This window comes from Tateyamaria sp. (genome assembly GCF_059783535.1).
The window spans coordinates 1-21,448 of sequence record NZ_JBYNDP010000008.1; the positions used below are offsets into that span (position 1 = coordinate 1).

22 protein-coding genes and 2 tRNA genes are annotated in these 21,448 nt (G+C 58.9%); 9 read left to right on the forward strand and 15 right to left on the reverse strand.

From position 1 onward, the window contains the following. The 4 genes from AC6RA8_RS02985 to AC6RA8_RS03000 all read right to left on the reverse strand — a co-directional run. A partial coding sequence (locus AC6RA8_RS02985; RefSeq protein ID WP_500350644.1) for a xanthine dehydrogenase family protein molybdopterin-binding subunit occupies positions 1-1,984 on the reverse strand: 1,984 nt, incomplete at its 3' end. A 74-nt stretch (positions 1,985-2,058) separates the two neighbouring features. Next, positions 2,059-2,823: a DUF3592 domain-containing protein gene (locus tag AC6RA8_RS02990; RefSeq protein WP_500350645.1), complete on the reverse strand. Its 765-nt coding sequence runs from the start codon at positions 2,821-2,823 to the stop codon at positions 2,059-2,061. Between the two features lie 168 nt (positions 2,824-2,991). After that, positions 2,992-4,125 carry a slipin family protein gene (locus AC6RA8_RS02995; protein WP_500350646.1) on the reverse strand — a complete coding sequence of 378 codons (1,134 nt, stop codon included), beginning with the start codon at positions 4,123-4,125 and terminating at the stop codon, positions 2,992-2,994. Positions 4,126-4,535: 410 nt separating this feature from the next. Continuing rightward, positions 4,536-4,611, reverse strand: a tRNA-Thr gene (locus tag AC6RA8_RS03000). Between the two features lie 500 nt (positions 4,612-5,111). Between AC6RA8_RS03000 and AC6RA8_RS03005 the strand changes: the two genes are divergently transcribed. Then, positions 5,112-5,546 (forward strand): RidA family protein, encoded by a 435-nt coding sequence (locus AC6RA8_RS03005; RefSeq protein WP_500350647.1) that lies wholly within the window; start codon positions 5,112-5,114, stop codon positions 5,544-5,546. 159 nt (positions 5,547-5,705) lie between these two features. Further along, positions 5,706-6,251 (forward strand): P-loop nucleotide/nucleoside kinase family protein, encoded by a 546-nt coding sequence (locus tag AC6RA8_RS03010; protein ID WP_500350648.1) that lies wholly within the window; start codon positions 5,706-5,708, stop codon positions 6,249-6,251. A gap of 176 nt (positions 6,252-6,427) precedes the next feature. Here AC6RA8_RS03010 and AC6RA8_RS03015 read toward each other — a convergent pair whose 3' ends face one another. Next, positions 6,428-7,222: a crotonase/enoyl-CoA hydratase family protein gene (locus AC6RA8_RS03015; protein WP_500350649.1), complete on the reverse strand. Its 795-nt coding sequence runs from the start codon at positions 7,220-7,222 to the stop codon at positions 6,428-6,430. A 101-nt stretch (positions 7,223-7,323) separates the two neighbouring features. Here AC6RA8_RS03015 and AC6RA8_RS03020 point away from each other — a divergent pair, with 101 nt between their 5' ends. After that, entirely contained in the window at positions 7,324-8,427 is a 1,104-nt protein-coding gene (locus tag AC6RA8_RS03020) for a pyridoxal phosphate-dependent aminotransferase (RefSeq protein ID WP_500350650.1), read from the forward strand. Positions 8,428-8,476: 49 nt separating this feature from the next. Continuing rightward, positions 8,477-8,695, forward strand: coding sequence for a hypothetical protein (locus AC6RA8_RS03025; RefSeq protein WP_189369677.1), 219 nt, complete (start codon positions 8,477-8,479; stop codon positions 8,693-8,695). A gap of 12 nt (positions 8,696-8,707) precedes the next feature. Here the strand turns inward: AC6RA8_RS03025 and AC6RA8_RS03030 are convergent, their stop codons facing one another. Both AC6RA8_RS03030 and AC6RA8_RS03035 read right to left on the reverse strand, forming a co-directional pair. Continuing rightward, a complete protein-coding gene (locus AC6RA8_RS03030; RefSeq protein WP_500350651.1) occupies positions 8,708-9,451 on the reverse strand; it encodes a class I SAM-dependent methyltransferase in 744 nt (247 codons plus the stop codon). Positions 9,452-9,496: 45 nt separating this feature from the next. Further along, positions 9,497-10,705 carry a pyridoxal-phosphate-dependent aminotransferase family protein gene (locus AC6RA8_RS03035; RefSeq protein WP_500350652.1) on the reverse strand — a complete coding sequence of 403 codons (1,209 nt, stop codon included), beginning with the start codon at positions 10,703-10,705 and terminating at the stop codon, positions 9,497-9,499. A gap of 155 nt (positions 10,706-10,860) precedes the next feature. Here AC6RA8_RS03035 and AC6RA8_RS03040 point away from each other — a divergent pair, with 155 nt between their 5' ends. Continuing rightward, on the forward strand, positions 10,861-12,729 hold the full coding sequence (locus tag AC6RA8_RS03040) for an ABC transporter ATP-binding protein (RefSeq protein WP_500350653.1): 1,869 nt from the start codon (positions 10,861-10,863) through the stop codon (positions 12,727-12,729). Here the strand turns inward: AC6RA8_RS03040 and AC6RA8_RS03045 are convergent. Continuing rightward, positions 12,726-13,394, reverse strand: coding sequence for a glycosyltransferase (locus tag AC6RA8_RS03045; protein ID WP_500350654.1), 669 nt, complete (start codon positions 13,392-13,394; stop codon positions 12,726-12,728). The two genes, AC6RA8_RS03040 and AC6RA8_RS03045, sit on opposite strands and share 4 nt — an antisense overlap. Positions 13,395-13,459: 65 nt before the next feature. On the opposite strand from AC6RA8_RS03045, the gene ygfZ reads away from it, so the two are divergent. Then, complete coding sequence (ygfZ, locus tag AC6RA8_RS03050) at positions 13,460-14,200, forward strand: CAF17-like 4Fe-4S cluster assembly/insertion protein YgfZ (RefSeq protein ID WP_500350655.1); 741 nt, start codon at positions 13,460-13,462, stop codon at positions 14,198-14,200. A gap of 32 nt (positions 14,201-14,232) precedes the next feature. On the opposite strand, the gene AC6RA8_RS03055 is transcribed toward ygfZ, so the two are convergent. Beyond that, positions 14,233-14,934 (reverse strand): alpha/beta fold hydrolase, encoded by a 702-nt coding sequence (locus AC6RA8_RS03055; RefSeq protein ID WP_500350656.1) that lies wholly within the window; start codon positions 14,932-14,934, stop codon positions 14,233-14,235. A gap of 289 nt (positions 14,935-15,223) precedes the next feature. Then, entirely contained in the window at positions 15,224-15,787 is a 564-nt protein-coding gene (gene efp / locus AC6RA8_RS03060) for an elongation factor P (RefSeq protein WP_500350657.1), read from the reverse strand. Positions 15,788-16,006: 219 nt separating this feature from the next. Between efp and AC6RA8_RS03065 the strand changes: the two genes are divergently transcribed. Further along, complete coding sequence (locus tag AC6RA8_RS03065; protein WP_039684470.1) at positions 16,007-16,327, forward strand: DUF6280 family protein; 321 nt, start codon at positions 16,007-16,009, stop codon at positions 16,325-16,327. A 58-nt stretch (positions 16,328-16,385) separates the two neighbouring features. On the opposite strand, the gene AC6RA8_RS03070 is transcribed toward AC6RA8_RS03065, so the two are convergent. From AC6RA8_RS03070 to AC6RA8_RS03085, 4 genes are all read right to left on the reverse strand, one after another. Further along, entirely contained in the window at positions 16,386-16,964 is a 579-nt protein-coding gene (locus AC6RA8_RS03070; protein WP_500350658.1) for a cobalamin biosynthesis protein CobQ, read from the reverse strand. Between the two features lie 40 nt (positions 16,965-17,004). Beyond that, complete coding sequence (locus tag AC6RA8_RS03075) at positions 17,005-17,877, reverse strand: hypothetical protein (protein ID WP_500350659.1); 873 nt, start codon at positions 17,875-17,877, stop codon at positions 17,005-17,007. Between the two features lie 86 nt (positions 17,878-17,963). After that, entirely contained in the window at positions 17,964-19,385 is a 1,422-nt protein-coding gene (locus AC6RA8_RS03080) for a TolC family outer membrane protein (protein WP_500350660.1), read from the reverse strand. 44 nt (positions 19,386-19,429) lie between these two features. Further along, positions 19,430-20,083 (reverse strand): protein-L-isoaspartate O-methyltransferase family protein, encoded by a 654-nt coding sequence (locus tag AC6RA8_RS03085; protein ID WP_500350713.1) that lies wholly within the window; start codon positions 20,081-20,083, stop codon positions 19,430-19,432. Positions 20,084-20,247: 164 nt separating this feature from the next. On the opposite strand from AC6RA8_RS03085, the gene AC6RA8_RS03090 reads away from it, so the two are divergent. Further along, a tRNA-Cys gene (locus tag AC6RA8_RS03090) sits at positions 20,248-20,321 on the forward strand. 15 nt (positions 20,322-20,336) lie between these two features. On the opposite strand, the gene AC6RA8_RS03095 is transcribed toward AC6RA8_RS03090, so the two are convergent. Continuing rightward, positions 20,337-20,978, reverse strand: coding sequence for a tyrosine-type recombinase/integrase (locus tag AC6RA8_RS03095; protein WP_500350661.1), 642 nt, complete (start codon positions 20,976-20,978; stop codon positions 20,337-20,339). On the opposite strand from AC6RA8_RS03095, the gene AC6RA8_RS03100 reads away from it, so the two are divergent. Beyond that, entirely contained in the window at positions 20,971-21,348 is a 378-nt protein-coding gene (locus AC6RA8_RS03100; protein WP_500350662.1) for a hypothetical protein, read from the forward strand. The two genes, AC6RA8_RS03095 and AC6RA8_RS03100, sit on opposite strands and share 8 nt — an antisense overlap. Positions 21,349-21,448: the final 100 nt, after the last annotated feature.

Sequence of the window (21,448 nt, forward strand, 5' to 3'; positions counted from 1 at the left end):
TGCCCTGGACAACGCCGCCATGCACCTGCCCTTCGGCCAGCATCGGGTTGATAAGGTTACCAAAATCGTCAACAACCGCATAGCGATCGACGGTCACAACGCCCGTGTCGGAATCGACAACAACTTCTGTAACATGACAGCCATTGGGGAAGCTGCGCGCCTCGAGCGTCGTGCGCTGTTCGTGCACCAACAGGTCCTCGCGACCCTTCTCGCGGGCCATGTCGGCGACCTCCAACATCGTGGGCGTCATGTTCGAACCCTCGATCCGGAATTGCTCATCATCAAAGGAAATTTCGGATGCTGGTACTCCTTCTTCCTCGCTCAAAAAGGCTACGAACGCTTCGGTCATCGCCGATACCGTCGCCAGCGTTGCGGTGTTCTGTACTGTCACGGAGCGGGACCCGCCGGTTCCACCACCCTGCTTGATGCGGTCGCTGTCACCCTGCACTACGTCGATTACATCGACCGGAATCCCCGTCTGATCAGACAGGAACTGGGCATAGACAGTTTCGTGCCCCTGCCCGTTCGATTGGGTCCCGACATAGATGTTCACACGGCCCTCATCCGCAAACTCGACCTTTGCACTCTCGGCAGGATCACCGAGAATACTTTCGATATAGTAACACAGGCCCAGACCGCGCAGGCGCCCCTCTGCCGCATCGGCAGCTTTGCGCGCGGCGAAACCGGGGATATCCGCCTCCGCCTCTGCACGGGTCAGCACCTTATCGAAATCACCCACATCATAGGTCTCGTCCACAAGCGTTTTGTAAGGAAACTGATCCGGCCTGATGAAGTTGATGCGGCGCAGCTGAAGCGGATCCACGCCCAGTTCACGGGCCGCCCGGTCCATCGCCCGTTCCAGAATATAGATCGCCTCGGGCCGCCCGGCCCCACGATAAGCATCCACCTGCGTGGTGTTGGTGTAATAGCCAACGGACCGCAGATGCGCCGCTGGCATGTCATAGACACCGGTCAACACTCGGGAAAACAACTGTGTCTGAATGAACTGCGCATATTGCGAGTTGTAGGCACCCATATTCGCTTCGGTGAACACGCGGTAGCCGATGATGCGGTGGTTTTCGTCAAAGGCCAGCTCGGTCAACGAGGTCAGGTCGCGCCCTGCATTGTCGGACAGCATCGCCTCGGTCCTTTCGGATATCCAGCGTACAGGGTGCTTCAGGTCGCGCGCGGCGTAGGCAACCACGAAATACTCGGGGTACATGAACGCCTTCATGCCGAACCCGCCGCCGGTGTCCGGGTTTGTCACTCGAATGTCGTCCTCGTTCATGCCCAGCGCTTTGGACAAGGCCCCCTTCGGGCCCCACACGCCCTGCCCATTGATGGCCACATGCAGCCTGTCGCCCTCGGACTCCGCGTAACAGCCGCGCGGTTCCATCGAACTAACGATGATACGGTTGTCACTGACATCCAACGACATCACACGTGCCGCCTTAGCAAAGGCCGCATCGGTCGCGTCCTTGTCACCCAGCGCCCAGTCGTAGGCCACGTTGTCAGCCACGCCCTCGTGTACAGGCTCGCCACCCGCCGCCATATCCATCTTGGCAGGCAGGTCATCGTAGTCGAGCATGATCAACTCGGCCGCATCCCGCGCCTGCGCCAGCGTCTCGGCCACTACAACAGCCACCGGCTCGCCCACAAAGCGCAAACGGTCCCGCGCCAGCACCGGCCGCTCCGGGCTCGCCCCATCGGATCCATCGCTGTTTTTCACGATCGCCGCGGGCATCGCCACGTTCATGCCCGCCGCCTCGAGGTCCGAAAGGGTATAGACGGCGCACACGCCGTCAGCTTCACGGGCATCGGTCACATCAAGTTCGGTGATGACTCCGTGGGCGACAGGCGAGCGAAAAACAAAAGATTGCAACGCGTTGGCAGGCGCAATGTCATCCACATACCGGCCTTCGCCAGTCAGAAACCGCACATCCTCGCGGCGTTTCACGGGCTGGGATTTACCAAACTTTTCCATGGGAGAACTCCTGTCTGCCTGAGGGCATTGTCACCGGCGAACCTATCGCGTGCACGCGCAGTGTCCAGCACCAGTTACGACGTGGACTTGCCTGCATCCGGCACCGTTGGTGCGGTTGCCCGAGGGCCGACATCGCCGACCCACCATGTACGGCCTTTGCTGTCCCGAAACAGCTCAATCTGCGATCCCGGCGGATACATGAGGCAATGCGCCTTGGAAGAGGATGACATGCTGCGCCCTTCGCCACCGCTTTCAGTGCGCCATACCAATTGATAGCTACGTCCGTTCTTATGCTGATTGCTGTCGATATGGGTGACAATCCCACGCTCTGACCGACCATAGCGTCGGGCACGCATGGCCTCGACCGCCGGGCGCGCTGTCCACCAAAAGCTCCCCAACGCCAGCACACCAGCAATCAGCGATATCCAACGCGCGGTTTGCCCATCGTCCCAGGTTTCACTGATCGTGAACTCAACGCGACGGGGCCGCGATGGCAAGTAGCGTACATCATGCTGTGCCCCGACACGTGAAACGTTAAAGAAAGCACGCGACACCCGGCGTTCAATCTCGACCGGGCCATCCGCAGTCTCATAGCGGATGCTGACATAGTAGTCGGTTTTGGTGCGGTCGTTCGTCTGCCTTTTCGCGGTGCGCCGATCCACGACGTCACCAACCACAACAACGCCACGGGAATCAAACTCCAGCCCTGCACGCAATGAATTGAAGCTGGACAACCCCACAATGATCGCAAACACCCCAACCGCAAACGGGAGAAATGCGCCATTGCGCCACCAAATAATCAGAAAGCCGGGAGCGGGCCCGTTCGTGTGATCACTCATTACACACACCTATCCCGGTCCGCAGGTCGTCAAAAGCCCTTTCCGTTCCGCCATTGGTTAGAGAGACAATGGCCATGCCCCTCATTCACAAGAATAACTCGCGTTGCGGCTTGCCGCGTCCACAAGAAAACGGGCCGACCCGGGAATACCCCGGATCGGCCCTTTGCTTCAGTCCGTCAGCCGGACGATGTCCCGCATCAGCCCCTCGGCCCCGTTGTGCACGGTCAGCCGTTCGACCTTGCCGGCAATCGTCTCCAGCGCTTCCAGCTCTTTCAGCCGCAGCATGACGGGATGCTCCGCCATCACCTTGGCAGTGTTGAGCAGCGACCTTGTGGCGTTCGTTTCCTCCCGCCGCCGGATCACGTTGGCCTCGGCCTCTTTCTGGGCCGCGACCACCTGGTTCAGGATGTCCCGCATCTCGCCGGGCAAGATCACGTCCTTCAACGCGATCTCCCCCACTTCGATGCCAAGACCAGCCATCTCCGACCGGACCTGCGCCGCAGCCTCAGCGCTCACCGACACTTTGTCAGCCAGCACCTCGTCGAGCGTCAGCGCCCCAAGAGTTTTCCGGAACGCCAACTGCAGCGACAGGTGCAGCGCTCCGACAAAGTCCTTGGCCTCGGCCACCGCCCGCATGGGATCACTCACCCGGTAATCAGCCGACAGGTTCACCCGCAGCGACACCCGGTCCCGGGTCAGAATCTCCTGCCCGCCGACCTCATGGGCCTGCCACCGCGTGTCCACCAACTTGACCACATGCTTCCGGCCCAGCATCCAGAACCAGTGCGTGCCCGCCGACACCTGCCGCGTCACCACCCCGTCGACCGACAGGATGCCCACGTGACCGGCCGAGACCTCGGTCGAGGTCAGCGCCCGGGTCAGACCTGACCGCATCAGCCGCTGTGCCAGAGCCAAAGGCACTTCGTGCCCATCCGACAGATCAATCCTATCGACCGTCCAGGGCCCCGCATCGGTCCAGACAAAGGTCCGGTGCTCGGGTGTCACCACCTCGAACGCCCGACCATCCCGGTTCAGGATAGCCACCTCGTCCGCGCCAGTCCGCACCGCAGTCAGATGCGCCTCAACCAGATCGGGCCGCGTTTTCACAAGCGCGTCGATGTAGTCCGACTTGAAATGAGGATCCGACATGTCGAACCGCAGTACGTCGGTGTTGCGCCGTGCAATACCGTGCCGTCCAGGGCCCAGAATGGTGTCAAACCGGCCCTTGCGCGTCACCAGCGCCCGCTCGGTTTCTGTCAGGGTCAGCATCCGCCGGCCCATCACAAAATCTATAACTGTCATGTCGTGTCTCCTTCATATCTTTCGGATCATCGTCGTCGCAAAGCGCGAACTCCTTTTTGGTGTCAGGGGGTTGCAGCCAGAGCGGCTGACAGGTGTGAAGCCCAACAAAGGGCAGGAAAGACCCGGAGCCGCCCCGCGCCAAAACCGAAGGTGGAGCCGGAGCGAGCGGACGCCGCAGCGCGGATCGGGGCATGGGGTATATCGAAATCCACCCGGCCCGGATCGGCACGTCGAACGTCATCAACCCCGCGCCCGACCACCGGTCAGAGCAGGTGCGGACCCTTTGGCATGACCACGCAAGCGACCAAGCCGCGAGGTCCGCCCCTGCTGGGGCAACCCCGGATCCGAAAATGGTGAAGCCCTCACAGGCCCCGATGGGACTCGAACCCAAAGTGTTTCCACTTTACCCATGGTCGTTGTGGCGGGACTCGAACCCGCTACCAATAGATTACAAATCTACTGCTCTACCGATTGAGCTACACATCGTGCGTGGACCTAAACCACGTCCCTTGGTCAACCCGGCCCTGGCATACGAGGTCGGCAGCGCCGCCCGCACCGGAAGAGTGATCACCTCTTGCCGCTAGGGTCCGACCTGAACTGTCGGGAGGCGCTGTATCGGCGGGGCCGAGGATTCGCTCAACAGCGGAAATGACGCTTGGGAAACTCTGTGGCACCAGCGCAACAATATTGCGCACTTGCGCAATAAATGAAAAGACCCACATCGGAGTGAAGAGGCAATGCGTCGGGAAGGATCGGGTTGAACGCCATAAGATTTCAAAAGCAATCAAGGGCAGCCATCCCGGAATCACGCGACATGGGGACACGCAGAAGAAACAGAGCAGCGAGGCCGTCGTCAGAGTGTTCGGCCGTGTCTCAGGCAAGCCGTTCCGCACCTGCCCATTGCTTGAAACTTGTCCATAAGGCCACATGGCCTTGCGGACAAAAAGACCCGACCCACTCCGGATTGAGCAAACAGGACATGCAACATGGCAAAAAGTTTCAACCCACCACATGTCTGGAGCCCGTTTGGTGCGTTTTCTCAATCCGTCATCTCGGGTGACGGAAAGACGATCTTCCTCAAGGGACAGGTTGCGCTCGACCCTGACGGTCAGATTGTGGGTGACGGGGATATGGCGGCCCAGGTGGCGCAAGTCCTGCGCAACATTGCCGCCATCCTTGACTCGATGGGCGGAAAGATGAACGACATCGTGTCACTTCAGCAGTTCACGACGGACATTCAGGCGTTCATGGCGTGCGGCGAGGTTCGGGCGATGTTCTTTGAAGCACCTTTTCCGGTCACCACCACACTGGAAGTGTCATCGCTTTATGATCCAAGGCTGATGGTCGAGATTACAGGCCTTGCCGAAATCCCGCTGGATCGCTTTGTGATGCCTGAGGCGGCACAAGAGAAACACCGATAAAGCGGCTGAAAGCGCGCGTTGGAATTCAGCATCCAACGACGCACCAAGCCGGCGCACCGAGGTGCTTACCACCTCGGTCTTTGAACACATGCGCCAGCTTTTGCATTTGGGCCGCGACGGCATTGATGCGCCTCCGCTCCGCCCCTATCCTGCGCAGACATGAGACTGTTTCTTATTCATGGCGCGCCCGCCACTGGTAAGCTGACGGTTGCGCGAGCGCTGGCATTGCTGACCGGCTCACCGCTCGTTGACAATCATGCGGCCATCGATATCGCGAAAATGGTATTCGGTTTCGCTGCGCCGGGTTTTTGGGACCTCGTGCATGATCTTCGTGTCACAACGTTGCGTGGCGCTGCGAAAGCTGAAGTGCCGCGGCTCATTACAACTGCCGCATACAGCCATCCCGAGGACGCCCCCCTTGTGAGCGATTATGAACGCGCGATTCAGGAATATGGAGGCGTGCTCGTACCCGTTCATCTCTTTTGTTCCGAAGATACTTTGATGTCTCGCGTATCTGCACCTGAGCGTGCGCAAAGGGGAAAGATCGCCAGTCCCGAAACCCTCAGGACCTACCTCGACAACAACAGCTTTACGGCAATAGCGCGAGACAACTGCCTGAGCCTGTCCACAGAGAAGACAGCGCCTGCGGAGACTGCCGCCAAGATTGCGCGGCACTTTCAAATACCGATCAAAGCCGAAAACTAGTTTCGTGGATGGCCCGGCCGTAGACGCGGCACGCATGTAAAATACGTCATGCCAGTGCGGCATTCAGTGATGTTGACCCATCGCTGTATGGCCGGAGTAGCGTCCAAACAGCACATCGTTTGGAACTTACCGCCAACATCCCGAAGTCAATCCGTTTGCAATCGCGGCATCACACCTCAGTCTTTGAACACGGGTGCCCGCTTTTGCATTTGGGCTGCAACAACCTCCATTTGTTCGGGCGTGCCCATCAGACCTGCTTGCGCCCGGCTCTCTTCCAAAAGGATGTCATCAGGCTCGTGCGTCTCGGCATATCCTATCAGGGCCTTGGCGGCGCGCAGGGCAGCTGGTGATTTCAGCGTCAATGCCTCAGCCAATTCCATAGCCGCCGCCAGCGGATGATCTGCCAATTCGGTGACAAGGCCCAAAGCCTCGGCCTTTTCGGCGGCAACCGGTTCAGCCGTGTAGGTCAGTCTGCGCATCACGTCAGACCGCAACAGCCGTGGCATCAGAACCATGCCGCCCATATCAGGCACGATGCCCCATTTCATCTCCATCACCGCAAAGCGCGCATCTGGTGCGGCAATTCGGATATCCGCGCCCAGCGCCAATTGCATACCGGCGCCGAAACACACGCCGTGCACGGCAGCGATGACGGGCATGGGCAGCCGGGTCCAGATCATCGACACCTCTTGCCACTGGTTCGTAGTGCCATTCCCATGGGTGCGCGGCATCATCAACTCGACCGGGTCCTTGCCAATCATGGCGCCGAGGCCGCCGATGTCGATGCCCGCGCAGAACCCTTTGCCCTCACCCGAGATCACGCAGACACGGGCCGTGCTGGCCGCGACCTCGTTCCCGGCGGCGATAATCCCATCGATCATGGCCTGGTCGACCGCGTTCATCTTGTCGGCGCGGGTCAGGCGGACATGGGCGATGTGGTTTTCGTAGGTGACAGATACGCGATCAGACATGAGCAATCTCCTTTGTACTCAGAGAACCGCAAACCGGCGTGAGGCACCAGCAGAACGTAAGGGCATTGCCCGTCATGGCGTGCCGCGCTACCCCTCGGACCATGACCGATCTTCGCCTGACACCGCTCGCCGCCAGCCTGCCCTCTACCGTGCCCTTTGTTGGCCCCGAAGCGCAGGAGCGCGCGCGTGGCGCAACCTTCGCGGCGCGATTGGGGGCCAATGAAAGCGTGTTTGGCCCTTCGCCCAAAGTGGCCGAGGCCATGGCCGCGGTGGACATCTGGAAATATGGTGATCCGGAAAACCACGATCTGCGGCAGGCGCTTGCCGCGCATCATGGCATCAACGCGCAACATATCATGGTCGGTGAAGGGATCGACGGTTTGCTGGGTTACCTCGTGCGGCTGTTCGTTGGGCCGGGTGATCACGTGGTGACATCGCTGGGGGCGTACCCAACCTTCAACTACCACGTCGCAGGCTATGGCGGCACGCTGCACACCGTCCCCTATAAAGACGATCACGAGGATCCCGAAGCCCTGTTTGCAAAGGCGGCTGAGACCGGTGCGAAGCTTGTCTACCTTGCCAACCCGGACAACCCGATGGGCACATGGCATGATGGCGCGGTTCTGGAACGCGCGCTGGATACGGTGCCAGGCGGTTGCGTGCTGGTGTTGGACGAGGCTTATATTGAATGCGCGCCGCATGGCACGGCACCGGAGATTGATCCCGCCGACCCGCGTGTGATCCGCATGCGCACTTTCTCAAAAGTCTATGGCCTTGCCGGGGCGCGTGTTGGTTACGCCATTGGGGCGGCCCCCTTGATTGATGCGTTCAATAAGGTGCGCAACCATTTCGGCATGAACCGCGCCGCCCAAGCTGGCGCCTTGGCAGCCCTACAGGATCAATCCTATCTGGCTCACGTGCAGGAGCAAATTGGCGCAGCGCGGGACCGGATTGCCCGGATTGCAAGCGATGACGGGCTGAGGACCCTGCCCTCGGCCACCAACTTTGTTACCATCGATTGCGGCGCCGACGGTGTTTTTGCCAAGGCCGTGCTGGATGGTTTGATTGCGCAAGGCATCTTTGTGCGCATGCCCTTTGCCGCGCCGCAAAACCGTTGCATCCGGGTCAGCTGTGGCACAGCTGAAAATCTCGATGCCTTTGCGGCCGCGCTCCCAACCGCTCTCAATGACGCGAGAAAGGGCTGACAGGGTCGATTGCCGCATTATAGTCGAGGGTGAGGACCCGGAGGCTGCAATGGACGATCACAACATCGGAACCGCGCCCAACTACACAAACGCCTGCATCGTGATGTTCGGGGTGAACATCACATGGATCCTGGTTGCGATCTGGGCCATCTGGGGTCTGATTGCCGCGATGCTCCTGGGGCTTGGCGTGAACCACCTGATTGAGCGCGGCAGGGTCTGGGCCGCGCGGCGGCAGGCCGCATCCATCCGGCGGGGCAAACAGGTCTGAACAGCGCAGTGACTATGCCCCCGATCTTTTGAGTTCGACGATCATTTCGGGGCTGCTTTCGTCAAACGCCTCTCCGGCCCAGTTCCCATGCACCGTGTGAACAAACAGGCCCGCGCGTTCGGCCAACGATTTGATCGCCGGCAACGTGAGGAAGCGGAGACAGCTTTGCGTCGACCCCACCTCTTGGCCGCTGTTGACCGTGTATGTTTCTGAAAAAGTGACGTACTCACCGTCAACCGCGTAGACGTCATGCGTGACCTGCAGGCGACGCCCGTCTGCAAGTGCAATCGGTGGCCCGGCTTGGTCCGGTGTCCAGCGCGTCCATGGTTTGACCGATGGGTTGCGCGTTTCAAACCAGAATGACGCGCGTGCTGGCAGGCGCTGGGCAACGTTTTGAAACAGGTCCACGATTTGATCGTCGTGCAGCAGACATTGAAAGGCGTGGCCGGTCATGACGGCAGCATCGAAGGACGTGTCGTGATCCAAATCGGATACCTCGCCAATCACCCAGTTTACCTTGTCCGCCCCGGATTTGGCGCGTGCGGCTGCGATCATTGCGGCGGCTGGGTCGATCCCAGTGACGGTATAGCCTGCGGCAGCAAGATCGACGGCGAACGTTCCTGTCCCACATCCAATATCAAGGATGCGGCACGGCGGGTTGGGCAGCCGCGCGTGGTAAAAATCAAAATCGTCCCGGGAAGCGTTTACCGTATCATACAGCGCGACGAGCGCCTGGTCCTTATAATGTTCATCCATTTACGCCGGCCTTTCGCCCATGTGGCTTACCATACGTGCTGGCGTTCAACCCTCGGCAATCACTTTGGCCGCAGCCTCCAATGCGCCGGAACCGTGCGGCACACTGAGTGCGGACAGCCCGGCCTCGATCCCGCCGAGCAGGCCCATGATCATATGCCCGTTCACATGCCCCATATGGCCGAGGCGGAAGAAGCCGTGCCATGCCGGGTCGCCCGGTGGGGCCATGCCCAGACCGATCCCCAATGTCAGCCCGAGATTTTGTTCGGTCCAATCGCGCAGCGCCGTGGCGTGCGGGCTTTCCAAACGCAGTGCGGTTACGGCGCAGCTTCGGTTGACACGATCCGCCACGTTCAGCTCCAGTGGCCCGCCCTCACCCCACGCCTCGCACGCGACCCAGATTGCGCGGGCAAGCTGACCATGGCGCGCCCAGATCGCCTCCATCCCCTCGGCGTGGATCATGTCCAGTGCGGTACGCAGACCATAGAGGTGATGCGTAGGAGCAGTGCCGTTCCAGTACATGAAAAATTCTTCGGGGTTGGCGCGCGGAGACCAGTCCCAGTAGCAGCTGACGCGCGGCATGGCATTGCGCACTGCGTCGGCCTTGTCGTTGAAGAAGACGAACGACATGCCTGGCGGGACCATCAGCCCCTTCTGGCATCCGGCCACCATCACATCGACGCCCCAGGCATCCATCTGAAATGCGTCGCAGCCCAGTGACGCAATGCAATCCGCCATCAACAACGCGGGATGTCCAACCTCATCCATCAAGGCGCGCAATGCGGCGACGTCGTTGCGCACCGAGGTCGATGTATCGACATGCACAGCCAGGATCGCCTTGATTTTGTGCGATGTATCCGCGCGCAATGCGTCTGCAATCTGTTCCATGTCCCATGGCGCCCGCTTGCCGAAATCAAGGATTTGCGTGTTTACGCCGAGGCCCTCGGCCATGTCGGCCCATCCATGCGCAAAACGGCCCGTTGCAGGCACCAGTACGGTGTCACCGGGCACAACCACGTTGGCGAGAGCTGCCTCCCACGCGGCATGACCATTGCCGATGTACATTGCGACATGGCCTTCGGTGCGGGCGACGGCCTTCAGATCGGGCACCAGGCTGGCTGCGATGTCCACGATCTCGCCCGCGTAAATATTGGGCGCTGCCCGGTGCATTGCCTGCAAGACCGCGTCTGGCATCACCGAGGGCCCGGGAATAGCCAGATACTCGCGTCCCGAACGACCTTTGGATGCTGATGTCATGAATGCTCTCCGCCATGTAATTGACTGGCGCACCGTAGCGCCCAGCATCCCCGCGTCAATCAGTCTGCTGCGCTTGCCCCGCCGCGCCCGCCGCGCTAGAGCTTCCACCCAACGTCCCTTACCGGAGTGCGGCGTAACGCCGACAGACACCACGCGTGACAGAGACCAAAGCCTCCTTCACCCCTACCGAAGACTCTCGCGAGCTTCTGCGCTGGATTTGGCGTGGATATCTCAAGAAACACACCGGCCTCATGAGTGTGGCCGTTCTGTTCATGTTGATCGAGGGCTCCATGCTGGGTGCGCTCAGCTACCTCATGCAGCCTATGTTCGATCAGGTTTTTGTGGCAGGAAACTCGGGCATGCTGGTCTGGGTAGGTGTCTTTGTTATCGCAATTTTTGTGGTGCGCGCCACATCCTCCGTCATTCAAAAGCTAATCCTGACGCGCGTGGCGCTTAAAACCTCAGCCGCGTTGCGCATGGACCTTCTGGATCGGATCATGTTGCAGGACGGCGCCTTTCACCAATCACATCCACCCGGTCACCTGATCCAACGGGTGCAAGGCGATGTTGGCGCCGTCGGCAATGTCTGGCGGGCAATCATCACCGGTGCAGGCAGGGATTTTTTGGGCCTCTTGGTACTTTTGGGCGTCGCGATCAGTGTTGATCCAATCTGGGCAATGCTGGCGCTGATCGGTATCCCCGTTCTGGTGCTGCCGGCGGGAATGGCCCAACGCTATGTACGCAAACAGGCACGTAAGTCGCGCGATCTGGGTGCTGGCCTTTCGACCCGTTTGGATGAAGTCTTTCACGGGATTGTTCAAGTCAAGTTGAACGCGCTCGAATCCTACCAGGCGCGCCAATATCGTGGACTTACCAATCGGTTTATCAGAACCCAGACGCGAACCGCATTTGGCGGGGCCGCCATCCCGGCTATGATAGACATCATCTCAGGCGTCGGGTTCATGGCTGTGATCCTGTATGGCGGCTCCGAGATCATCTCGGGCGACAAGACCATCGGTCAGTTTATGACATTCTTTACCGCAATGGGTTTTGCCTTTGACCCGATGCGCAGACTTGGGGCGATTTCAGGCCTGTGGCAAACGGCTGCGGCGTCTATCGAACGGGTAAAAGAATTGATGGACACGCCGCTGGTGTTGACGTCGCCACCGAATGCCAAACCCGCACCAGTTGGCATTCCGGAAATCCGCCTCGAGAACGTCGAGCTATCTTATGGCGAAGCACCGGTTCTGCGTGGTGTTTCCTTAACCGCCAAGCCGGGCAAGATAACCGCGCTTGTGGGCGCATCAGGTGCCGGGAAATCAACGGTCTTCAACGTGCTGACACGGCTCATTGATCCGGGGGCTGGAACCGTCTTGATCGGTGGCACGCCGACGATCGAAATGGACCTTGAAGCGTTGCGCGGTCTTTATTCTGTGGTGACACAAGAAGCGCTTCTGTTTGACGAAACACTGCGGGAAAACATCTTGCTTGGGCGCACAGACGTCAGTGACGAGCGCTTGAAGGAAGTGCTAGATGCTGCCCATGTCACCGACTTCGTTGAAAAGCTGCCCGATGGCTTGGAAACACATGTCGGCCCACGGGGATCGGCGCTGTCTGGAGGGCAGCGGCAACGGGTGGTGATTGCGCGTGCCCTGCTGCGCGACACGCCCGTCCTGTTGCTGGACGAAGCGACTTCGGCGCTTGATGCGCAATCCGAAAAAGTGGTTCAAGACGCGCTCGACCGGTTGTCCGCGGGGCGCACGACACTGGTGATCGCGCACCGCCTTTCGACGATCCGCAGCGCAGATCAGATCGTCGTCATGGATCGCGGTGAGGTTAAGGACACAGGCACACATCAGGAACTGCTGGAGCGCGGGGGCATTTACGCAGATCTCTACCGCTTGCAGTTCAAGGATGGAAAAACGATCATCGACGCGCCGCTGTCTGACGTGCTGGGCGATCAGGACGAGAACAACGCATCAAAGGGACTGTTCAGGCGGCTGAGGTCACGACTGTTCGGCTAACGTCGATAGGCCGCCGCCAGCACCTCTGGATCAGTACCCGTTAGATATCGGAACAACGTCCAAAGGTTTCGCGCCCCACGGCGGACCCAACCTTGACGGTGGTATTTCTCGGCACTGGTTACAGCTGTCGCCTCAAGGCGGACAAGCTGTCCACGCAAAGCACGGGCCAGCGCAACATCTTCCATCAGAGGAATGTCTGCATAGCCCCCCACATGCGCGTAAAGATCGCGGCGGATCAACAGGCCCTGATCTCCATATGGCAATCCAAAAAACCGGGCACGCAGATTAGCCCACGCAGCAACTGCGCCGCCACCCTGATCAAATCGCAGCTTGAAATACGCCGCATCTCGTCGGCACAGATGGGCGGATACCGCCTCTGCCCAGCCCCCCAATAGCATAGTATCTGCATGCACGACGAGGAACCATTCGGCCCGCGCGGCCTCGCATCCACGGCGTAGCTGCCCACCACGTGACGGCGGGCCATTCACGATGTTTGCACCCCAAGCATCCGCCAGCTTCAGCGTGTCATCTGTCGATCCGCCATCGCTGACAATCAACTCGGCAATCAAACCGCCATCCACGCCCTCTATCAAGGCAGCAAAGGTCGGACCGAGTGCAGCCTCGGCATTCAGTGTGGGAACGATGACAGAGATCGGCGCAGGCACTTCGGCCCCTTTCGGATGGAGTTCGCGCTGCTATATGACAAGAGGAAGATCGAAAAGGAACACCCATGTCGAGCCGTCATATCTTTCGCCTGTCAGGACCTGACGCACACAGCTTTCTGCAGGGGTTGGTAACCAATGATGTGGATGGGCTAGCCAACGGGTTGGTCTATGCTGCGCTGTTGACGCCGCAGGGTAAGTACATCTCCGACTTCTTCCTGGTCCCAGACGGTGACGCCGTGCTGCTGGATGCGCATGGCGATCATGCCGATATGCTTCGTCAACGGCTGAGCATGTACAAGCTGCGCGCCAATGTCACGCTGGAGGATACGGCGCTGCACCTGCACCGGGGGTTGGGGGATGTGCCCGAAGATGGGTTCGCGGACCCACGGCATCCGGATTTGGGCTGGCGCGCCTATCGCGATGAACCGCAGACTGAGGATGACGTTGATTGGACGGCTTTGCGCGTCGCACATCTGATCCCAGAAACCGATGTGGAATTGACCCCCAACACGTTCATCCTTGAGGTGGGATTTGAAGCCTTGAACGGCGTAGATTTCCGCAAGGGCTGCTATGTCGGGCAAGAGGTGACTGCGCGAATGAAACACAAAACGACCTTGCGCAAGGGACTGGCACAGGTGGACGTGACCGGGGATGCCGCGCCAGGCGCTGAGATTGTCGCAAATGGCAAGGCCGCCGGGACGTTGCTGTCCCGAGCCGGGGATCGGGCAATCGCCTATCTGCGCTTTAATCGTGCCGTAGGCACCATGCGGGCCGGAGACGCTACCGTAACGCGCAGCGAAAGCTGAAGCACATACCTTCGCGAATGCTCCATCTGTCATTACCCAAGCCTGCGGCTCACAAACGCGTCGATCTGCGCGCGCAAGATTTCTGGCACTTCCAAAGGTAGGTTGTGTCCGCCGTCAAGTTCCAGCAGCTCTGAACCGACAATGCCCTTTTCAAACGCTTCCATGCCCCGACGAGTAGCGCGGTTTCGCAGCCCACGCACCAAGAGTGTCGGAGCATCAATCTTGTTGAGAAGATTCCGACCGTCATAGGACGCTGCCGCGCGCATCTGATCGGCAATTGCCTCAGAGCTCCAATGCGGAATTTGCGCACGCAACTCCTGCGCGACAATGCTTGGCTTTCCCAACGCCGTCAGACGGGCCAGCCGGTGCGGAGGGATGCGTTGGAGAATACCCGGAAGAATGCGTCCAGCTAGGCGGCCCACAAATCTGTCAACGACCGTGGGGACCGCTTCGATTAATACCAGTGCCGCTGGCCGTGTGCGCGCGGCAAGTTCCAGCGCGACCATCCCGCCCAGCGAGTGCCCGACAAGTACGGCGCCGTCAGGTGCGAAAGGCTGCAGCCTGTCCGCATACGCCTCAACACGTGCTTCGGCGTCGAATGCAGGCAAGTTTGGCGTTTGGGCCAGCGATAGTCCTGCAGCGACCTCTCGCCATGTCGCGCAGGTTAGGCTGGCGCCGTGAATCCAAAGGCTTGGTCGCGATGCAAGAGCGGATTGCGTTGTTGTTGCCGTCATGTGCTGATCGCGTGACACCATTCTGGAATGTCCCGGCTCACTTTCACGACGTTTGGCCGGCATGTGAATTGCGTGCAGCTATTACACGTATTTAAAAACGATCAAGCACTTTGAATTCCCTGGGGCAGATACCCGCGCAACCACGTCACCGGCAGATCAGAAATGACAGAAGATGCGTTCGGCAAACCATCCGAATGTGAACATACCGTTGCCCAGAAATGCATGGCTCAAACAAAAACGGGGCGCCGCGCGCCCCGTAGAAGCTTCTGTGAAGAATGATGCAGACGCCTTAGGCGCGTTCCGCATACTCCATAGTCTCGGTGTTCACGATGATGTCTTCGTCTTGGCCGACAAACGGCGGCACCATCACCTTGATCCCGTTGTCGAGGATCGCCGGCTTGAATGAGTTCGCGGCAGTCTGGCCTTTCACAACCGGCTCCGTCTCGACGATCTTGCAAGTGACTTTCTGCGGTACAGTCGCGTTCAGCGCTTCTTCCTCGTAGAATTCAACGACAATGGTCATGCCGTCTTGCAGAAAAGGACGGCGATCACCCAGCAGCTCTGCCGGCAGTTCAATCTGCTCGTAGGTGTCGGCGTCCATGAACACCAACATCCCGTCGTTTTCGTACAGGAATTGTTGATCTTTCTGCTCGAGCCGCACCCTTTCAACCTTGTCGGCGCTGCGGAAACGTTCGTTCAGTTTGGATCCATTACGCAGATTGCGCAGTTCGACCTGAGCAAAGGCCCCACCCTTACCGGGCTTAACATGATCCACCTTCACCGCGGCCCATAGGCCATCGTTGTGCTCCAGCACGTTTCCCGGGCGGATCTCATTTCCGTTGATTTTTGGCATGTGGCAAAACCTTGACGAAAGGTTGATGAAAACTTGATGCTCCCTATATCTCGCGTATTGGGTCCCGGCAAGACAACGACATACTGTGCTGCATCAGCAGGGTGATATGCATTCCTTGCAGGGCAGCCATGCATTTACGGGGTATCCGAATCGGAGCAGTTCGTCCATAACGGGCGCCACGCCGGAAAGACAAGAGCAAGAATAAAGGAAGGACGACGAATGAAAGATTTCGTTGACGGCACTGCCTTTAACAATGAGCAAGGCAACCGTGCACGCAAACTATTCGCAGCCGTTGTGTTGGCTGCACTCGACGATGCAATCGCCGATGACAAGAAATATGGTAACGGGCCAGAGCAGATCGCCCGCTGGGCACGTTCGCGTGACGGACGCGAAGTGCTGAGTTGCGCGGGTATTGACCCGAATGAACGGGTTGTGGAAGGACTGATGGAATTTGTCGGCAAAGGTGTCCGTACGTCTGTCGCCCTGAGCCGCGAGGAATCAGAACGCCGCAACGCGGCACAGCAGGCGGAAGCAGCCTGATCACAACCACTGCTGCTACAAAGAGCGCGCGCCCCGCGGGGCGCGTTTTCTTTTTTGCTTATCCGCTTGAGAAGAAAAACAACCACTGGCGTACGACCCAAAGCTCGGCAAGCAACAGGAGTACGACACAGGCAATGCCCCATGCTGGCAGTCCCCGGCGCCAAAGGATCACCGCAGAAAATGTGGCGAGCGCAGCTTCGATCGGTGCAACCCAGGCCGCACCGTGGCCACGGTCCCAGTAGCTGATTGGACTTTCAAAAACCCACCAACTGAGTGGCCAGAAGTGCGGTCGGCCGTCGTCGTGGTGCAGCGGGAAATCCAAGAGCACGTGCAACAACGCCGCACCGGTCAGGGCGATGACCCAAGCCGACCGATACCAGCATGCACAACCAAACAATATCCCCCAAACAACAAACGAGTTGTCGATGGCAAACACAGTTTGCCAAGCGTTCGAGAAATAAAGAGTGTTGAAAACAATTGCCGGCGGAATCCCCAGCATGAACAGGGATACACCCGCCATGACGTAGAGCGACAGATCCGGAAGGATTGCCCCGACAAGGGCGGCGGCAAGGATTCGGTGGTCCGTACGGCCACCAAAGACGGCAGCGCCAACAAGTAAATGTGCGGGCGTGTTCACGACCGGTCAGAACAGCAAGCCAGGTTGACCGCTCGCAATTCTATTCCAGGTCTTGAGCGGCAAGCGCCCTGTGAATTTCACGCCGAACCAGCTTGCGCACGTTGCGTGTGATGCGTTCGCCCAACGCCCCTTGCAGCTCTTCGCGCACAATATCACTGACCAGATCACGAAGTGCCTCTTCATCAAGCACATCTTCATCGCTCGAGAATATCTGCGCGCCCTCGACACTCGCGGTTTCGGCTTGTGGTTCAACATGCGGAGACGGTTCGGGAGTGTTCACTTCGTCATCCGCATCTTCCCAAGCAAGAGCGGGTGGTTCCGTGCCAGCGTTCTCTCCATCCCCGGCCATTTCCGGTTCAAATTCGTCAGTCTGTCCGGCGATAAGTGTCTCAAGTGCTGCAATCTTTGCACTAAGGGTCGTCGCCTTCTCGTCCGAAGTTGGCTCGGTCTCCGCTGACGCCGCAACGGCGCCGTCATGATCGACATCGTCAAATGCATCCTGAATGGACATCAGCGTGTCCTGATCCAAATTGACTTCATCAAGTGCGATTGGATGCTCGTCTATATCAGGGTCACTTTCTTGCGGTTCTTCAACGCCGTCAAAATCGGTTTGATCGCCCTCATCCCCGCCCTGTTCGGAAACGTATTGGACCTCGACGGAAGCGGGCACTTCGTCCTCGGGCGTTTCGTCTTGTTCAATCTCTGTGATCTCTTCGGCGACGTTATCCGTCGCCGTATCCGCCTCATGCACAACATCACGGTCTTCGTCGACATCGTCGGTTACCCGCAGTGCAGGCGTCAGGACCAGTCTATCAGACGATGCCTTCGCCTCGCTCTCGGGCGCCTGGCGGTTGTCATCGGACACCAGACGGCGAATGGACGCCAAGACGTCCTCCACCTCGGTGTTGGTCATTGGATCAGACATGTCAAAGTACCACTCTCAACCTCGGTTACAGCTTACCCCGGGGGTGAGAGTCGCACAATACTATGCTGAAAACCTTAATCGTCTACTTGAAGTGCCCGAAGCACCCGGTCCAGTTGTCTGCCCTGTTTTGATCGCTTTGCAGGACCGTCTTTGACCAGGTTGTAATACGCTGCGGGGTCATAGAGCTGCACGGGCAGCTGCAGGCGTTGTGCTGTCAGCAGGCCCATGGACTCAAGAACAGAGTATGCGGCGATGTATTGATCCGCTTGCGCTGCGATGCGGTTGGTTTCGGCATCCAAGAGGTCCTGTTCCGCATCCAGAACGTCAAGCGTTGTCCGGGCTCCCAAGGTTGCCTCTTCGCGCACACCCTGGAACGCAATACGTGCCGCGCGAATTTGGCGTTCGGATGCGGCTAGGCTGGCACGTGCCGCTTCAAGATCCGAAATGGCATTTACGACATCCTGCTGAACCCCGTGGCGTACATTGTGGAGGTTCCCGCGGGATGCATCGCGCGAGGCCATTGCCTGACGTTCGAGCGCCGAAAGACGGCCGCCCTGATAAATTGGGCCTGTCACTTCAACCCCAATCGATCCGGTTTGGCCGTCATCTGGATTGCCGATGTCTTCCTGTACACCCAGGGATCCATTCAATGTGACGACCGGAAGTGTATCTTTGACGGCCGCTGTGACGAGCAGCTCACTCGCCGACACTTGCCGACGCGCGGTCTCCATGTCCGGGTGGTTGCGGACGGCCACAGCTTGTGCGGAAGCAACGTTTGTCTCGGTTCTCGGCAGTCCGGGCAGTGGTGATAGCTGCCCCGGTCGCCGCCCGACCACGTTGGTGTATTCCGCCTGCGCCTGGATGAGATTGCGCTGTGCGTCCGCCAGATTGCTGCGTGCCTGCGCCACGGCGGCTTCGGCCAAGGACACGTCAGTCCGCGTCACCTCACCCACTTCGAAACGATCATTGGCGGCACGCAGTTCCTCTTGCAGGAGGCGGAGGTTGTTCTGGCTTAGAGCGACGAAGTTCTGCTGTCGTCCAACATTGATAAAGGCGGTTGCCGCTCGCAAGAGTACGCCCTGTTCAACATTCAACAAGGTTGCTCGGGTGGCCAACACAGTCTCTTTTGTCGCCTCGACCCGAGCCCGGTCGGCGCCCCCATCAAACAATTGCAATGACGCGCTCAATGCCAGAATGACGTCCGTGGACTCCGCGCTGGTCTCGATACCGCTCGACGTCGTAACATCCCCAAAGTCTTGTGTAATGCTGCCCGTCCAGTTGATTATGGGACGGAGTGCCGACAATGCGATTGGTACATCTTCGTCAGCTGCGCGCAACAATGCCCTGTTCTGATCGAGCAAACCGCTGTGCGTGTATGCACCCACCATTGCGTCAGCAAGGGTATCCGCAGTTACGTGTGTTGAACAAAGACCCAGAACGAGGGCCCCTTGCATCGCAGTCGTACTCAGAAATTTCCGCGCCAACTTGCCCATCATCTCAACCTGCCTCTTGTTAATTTATCTGCCCAATGGCCTTCGGACTAAAGCGTAAATGCCTCTTGCTTTTCGAACCCCGGCAAAACGGGTGCGCCTGCGTTAAACACCCTACGCCAGGACATCGCACCGTCCATTTTGTATCCTATCCGAACCTCGCCAAGCGGACCGTCCATGAACAGGGCGGCGATGCGCCCACCATCTTTCAACTGGGAGAGTAGTTCATCGGGCACCCGGGTCACCCCCCCTTCAACAACTATCACATCGTAGGGACCGTGTTCTGCTGCGCCGAGCTTCAACGCCTCGACATATGTAATGACGTTGTCGACACCTGCAGACATCAGCGCTTCCTGCGCCTCGGCCGCCATCGTTTCGTTGTCTTCCAGCGCGACAACGGCTTGAGCCATATGCGCGATAACGGCCGACGAATAGCCAAGAGCCGAACCAACATCCAGCACCAGTTCGTCCGGAGCAATATCCAGCGCATCCAGTATCTTGGCCAGTGTGCGTGGCTCAAGCAGAACACGCCCTTCCCCAAGATCGAGGTTTTCGCCCATATACGCAGTCTCACGCTGTCCGACTGGGACAAAGTCCTCGCGCTGGACCGTCAGCATTGCATCTATAATCGGAAATTTTGTCACATCAGAGGGACGGACTTGCGTGTCTACCATCATGGTGCGCCGGGTCGAGAAGTCGGGCATTTCAGCTAAACTCATTCGTTCAGGTTCTTTCGCATACATGTGCCACAGTCAGCGCGTGTGGGCAACGCAGCAGGTGACCAATGCATTAGAATATCAGCGTATTGTGGCCAAGCCGCCTTGCACGGCGCGATTTAATGGTCTATCGCCGCTCACACACCATGGACGGCGAGTTGGCGGAGTGGTGACGCAGCGGATTGCAAATCCGTGTACACCGGTTCGATTCCGGTACTCGCCTCCATTTAATTTCAAGCACTTAGCTCTCTCCTCTCTGTGCCCCATTGGGGGCGTTTACAATAGCGTTTACAGTTTTGCCCTCGCGGCGCTGCCTTTCGCGCTTCAGTAAGTCGAGGACTTCCGCGCTCTCAGCAGGTGAAACTGCGGCGTAATGCTCGATCACAGCGGCGGCGTAACGAAGCGACCACCCCATGTGATTTGCGATTTGGTTAAGCCCAAGGCCCGCACGTAGTAGGCGCGTGGCCGCAGTACCGCGCGTATCCTGGAGCCTGAGCGTTGGATCGCTGAGCTTGTCGGCAATACGGTCACGGTAGCGCGTGACGGCACGGCTGGCTGACGTTGGCTGGAGCGGCTTACCTCGGTCATTGACCAACAAAACAAGCTGATCCGCCGGGGTTTCATCAATCAACTGCCGAAGCTCTGGCGTCACCGGGATATGCGCCACACGCCCTCGTTTCTGTGTCCTAACCCGGAAACGCTCTAAGCCTTCAAAGCTCTCAAGGTTGCCTCGCGTAAGACGAACAAGATCAGCTGGCCGCAACCCGGTCTCGCATGCAAGTGTAAGGACCCGCTGCACCCAGTGGGGCGCAGCGTCCTTAAAGGCCCGCTGGTCCGCATCGCTCCAAACGATCTCGGCCCGATCCACTGTGTAGATGCGCAAGCATCTCGCCAATACGCGTATCCTCTATGAGCGCGACCCCGACAGTACCGATTGGCTCATCAATGCGAGGGGATTGATCGACAGCTTGCGGCAAACTCGGGAAACCGCCGTAGAAGACGCGATTTCTCCGGTGCTTCGGACGTTCGCTAGAAAAGTGAATACCAAGGGCTTCGCCAAGCTTTCGGCGATCACCGAGACGGATGCAAACACCATGCGCCAGCACTACAGACAATGCTCCGAGCTGCTTCATAAGGCTTCCGATGCGCTCAACCCGAAGGCACCGACGCCCGATGCCATCGAAAACGAGCTGAATGCTCTAGAGGATTGGTTGGTGGCGGTCGGTGACCGACAGGCCGAGATAAAGACATGACGACCTGACTGAGCCAGGTACTGTGGGCCAAGTGCTTTTCCTCCGCATGCCTCTGTGCATCAACCAACGAGAACAGAAGACGAGAGGGCACAGCGAACCG

Coding starts and splice junctions, on each gene's coding strand:
- AC6RA8_RS03075 (WP_500350659.1), bottom strand. CDS start 17,877: ATGACCAACACCGAGGTGGAGGACGTCTTGGCGTCCATTCGCCGTCTG.
- AC6RA8_RS03035 (WP_500350652.1), bottom strand. CDS start 10,705: ATGACATCAGCATCCAAAGGTCGTTCGGGACGCGAGTATCTGGCTATT.
- AC6RA8_RS03030 (WP_500350651.1), bottom strand. CDS start 9,451: ATGGATGAACATTATAAGGACCAGGCGCTCGTCGCGCTGTATGATACG.
- AC6RA8_RS02995 (WP_500350646.1), bottom strand. CDS start 4,125: ATGACAGTTATAGATTTTGTGATGGGCCGGCGGATGCTGACCCTGACA.
- AC6RA8_RS03100 (WP_500350662.1), top strand. CDS start 20,971: ATGCGCAAGCATCTCGCCAATACGCGTATCCTCTATGAGCGCGACCCC.
- AC6RA8_RS03010 (WP_500350648.1), top strand. CDS start 5,706: ATGAGACTGTTTCTTATTCATGGCGCGCCCGCCACTGGTAAGCTGACG.
- AC6RA8_RS03005 (WP_500350647.1), top strand. CDS start 5,112: ATGGCAAAAAGTTTCAACCCACCACATGTCTGGAGCCCGTTTGGTGCG.
- AC6RA8_RS03080 (WP_500350660.1), bottom strand. CDS start 19,385: ATGATGGGCAAGTTGGCGCGGAAATTTCTGAGTACGACTGCGATGCAA.
- efp (WP_500350657.1), bottom strand. CDS start 15,787: ATGCCAAAAATCAACGGAAATGAGATCCGCCCGGGAAACGTGCTGGAG.
- AC6RA8_RS03055 (WP_500350656.1), bottom strand. CDS start 14,934: ATGACGGCAACAACAACGCAATCCGCTCTTGCATCGCGACCAAGCCTT.
- AC6RA8_RS02990 (WP_500350645.1), bottom strand. CDS start 2,823: ATGAGTGATCACACGAACGGGCCCGCTCCCGGCTTTCTGATTATTTGG.
- AC6RA8_RS03085 (WP_500350713.1), bottom strand. CDS start 20,083: ATGCCCGACTTCTCGACCCGGCGCACCATGATGGTAGACACGCAAGTC.
- ygfZ (WP_500350655.1), top strand. CDS start 13,460: ATGTCGAGCCGTCATATCTTTCGCCTGTCAGGACCTGACGCACACAGC.
- AC6RA8_RS03020 (WP_500350650.1), top strand. CDS start 7,324: ATGACCGATCTTCGCCTGACACCGCTCGCCGCCAGCCTGCCCTCTACC.
- AC6RA8_RS03065 (WP_039684470.1), top strand. CDS start 16,007: ATGAAAGATTTCGTTGACGGCACTGCCTTTAACAATGAGCAAGGCAAC.
- AC6RA8_RS03025 (WP_189369677.1), top strand. CDS start 8,477: ATGGACGATCACAACATCGGAACCGCGCCCAACTACACAAACGCCTGC.
- AC6RA8_RS03015 (WP_500350649.1), bottom strand. CDS start 7,222: ATGTCTGATCGCGTATCTGTCACCTACGAAAACCACATCGCCCATGTC.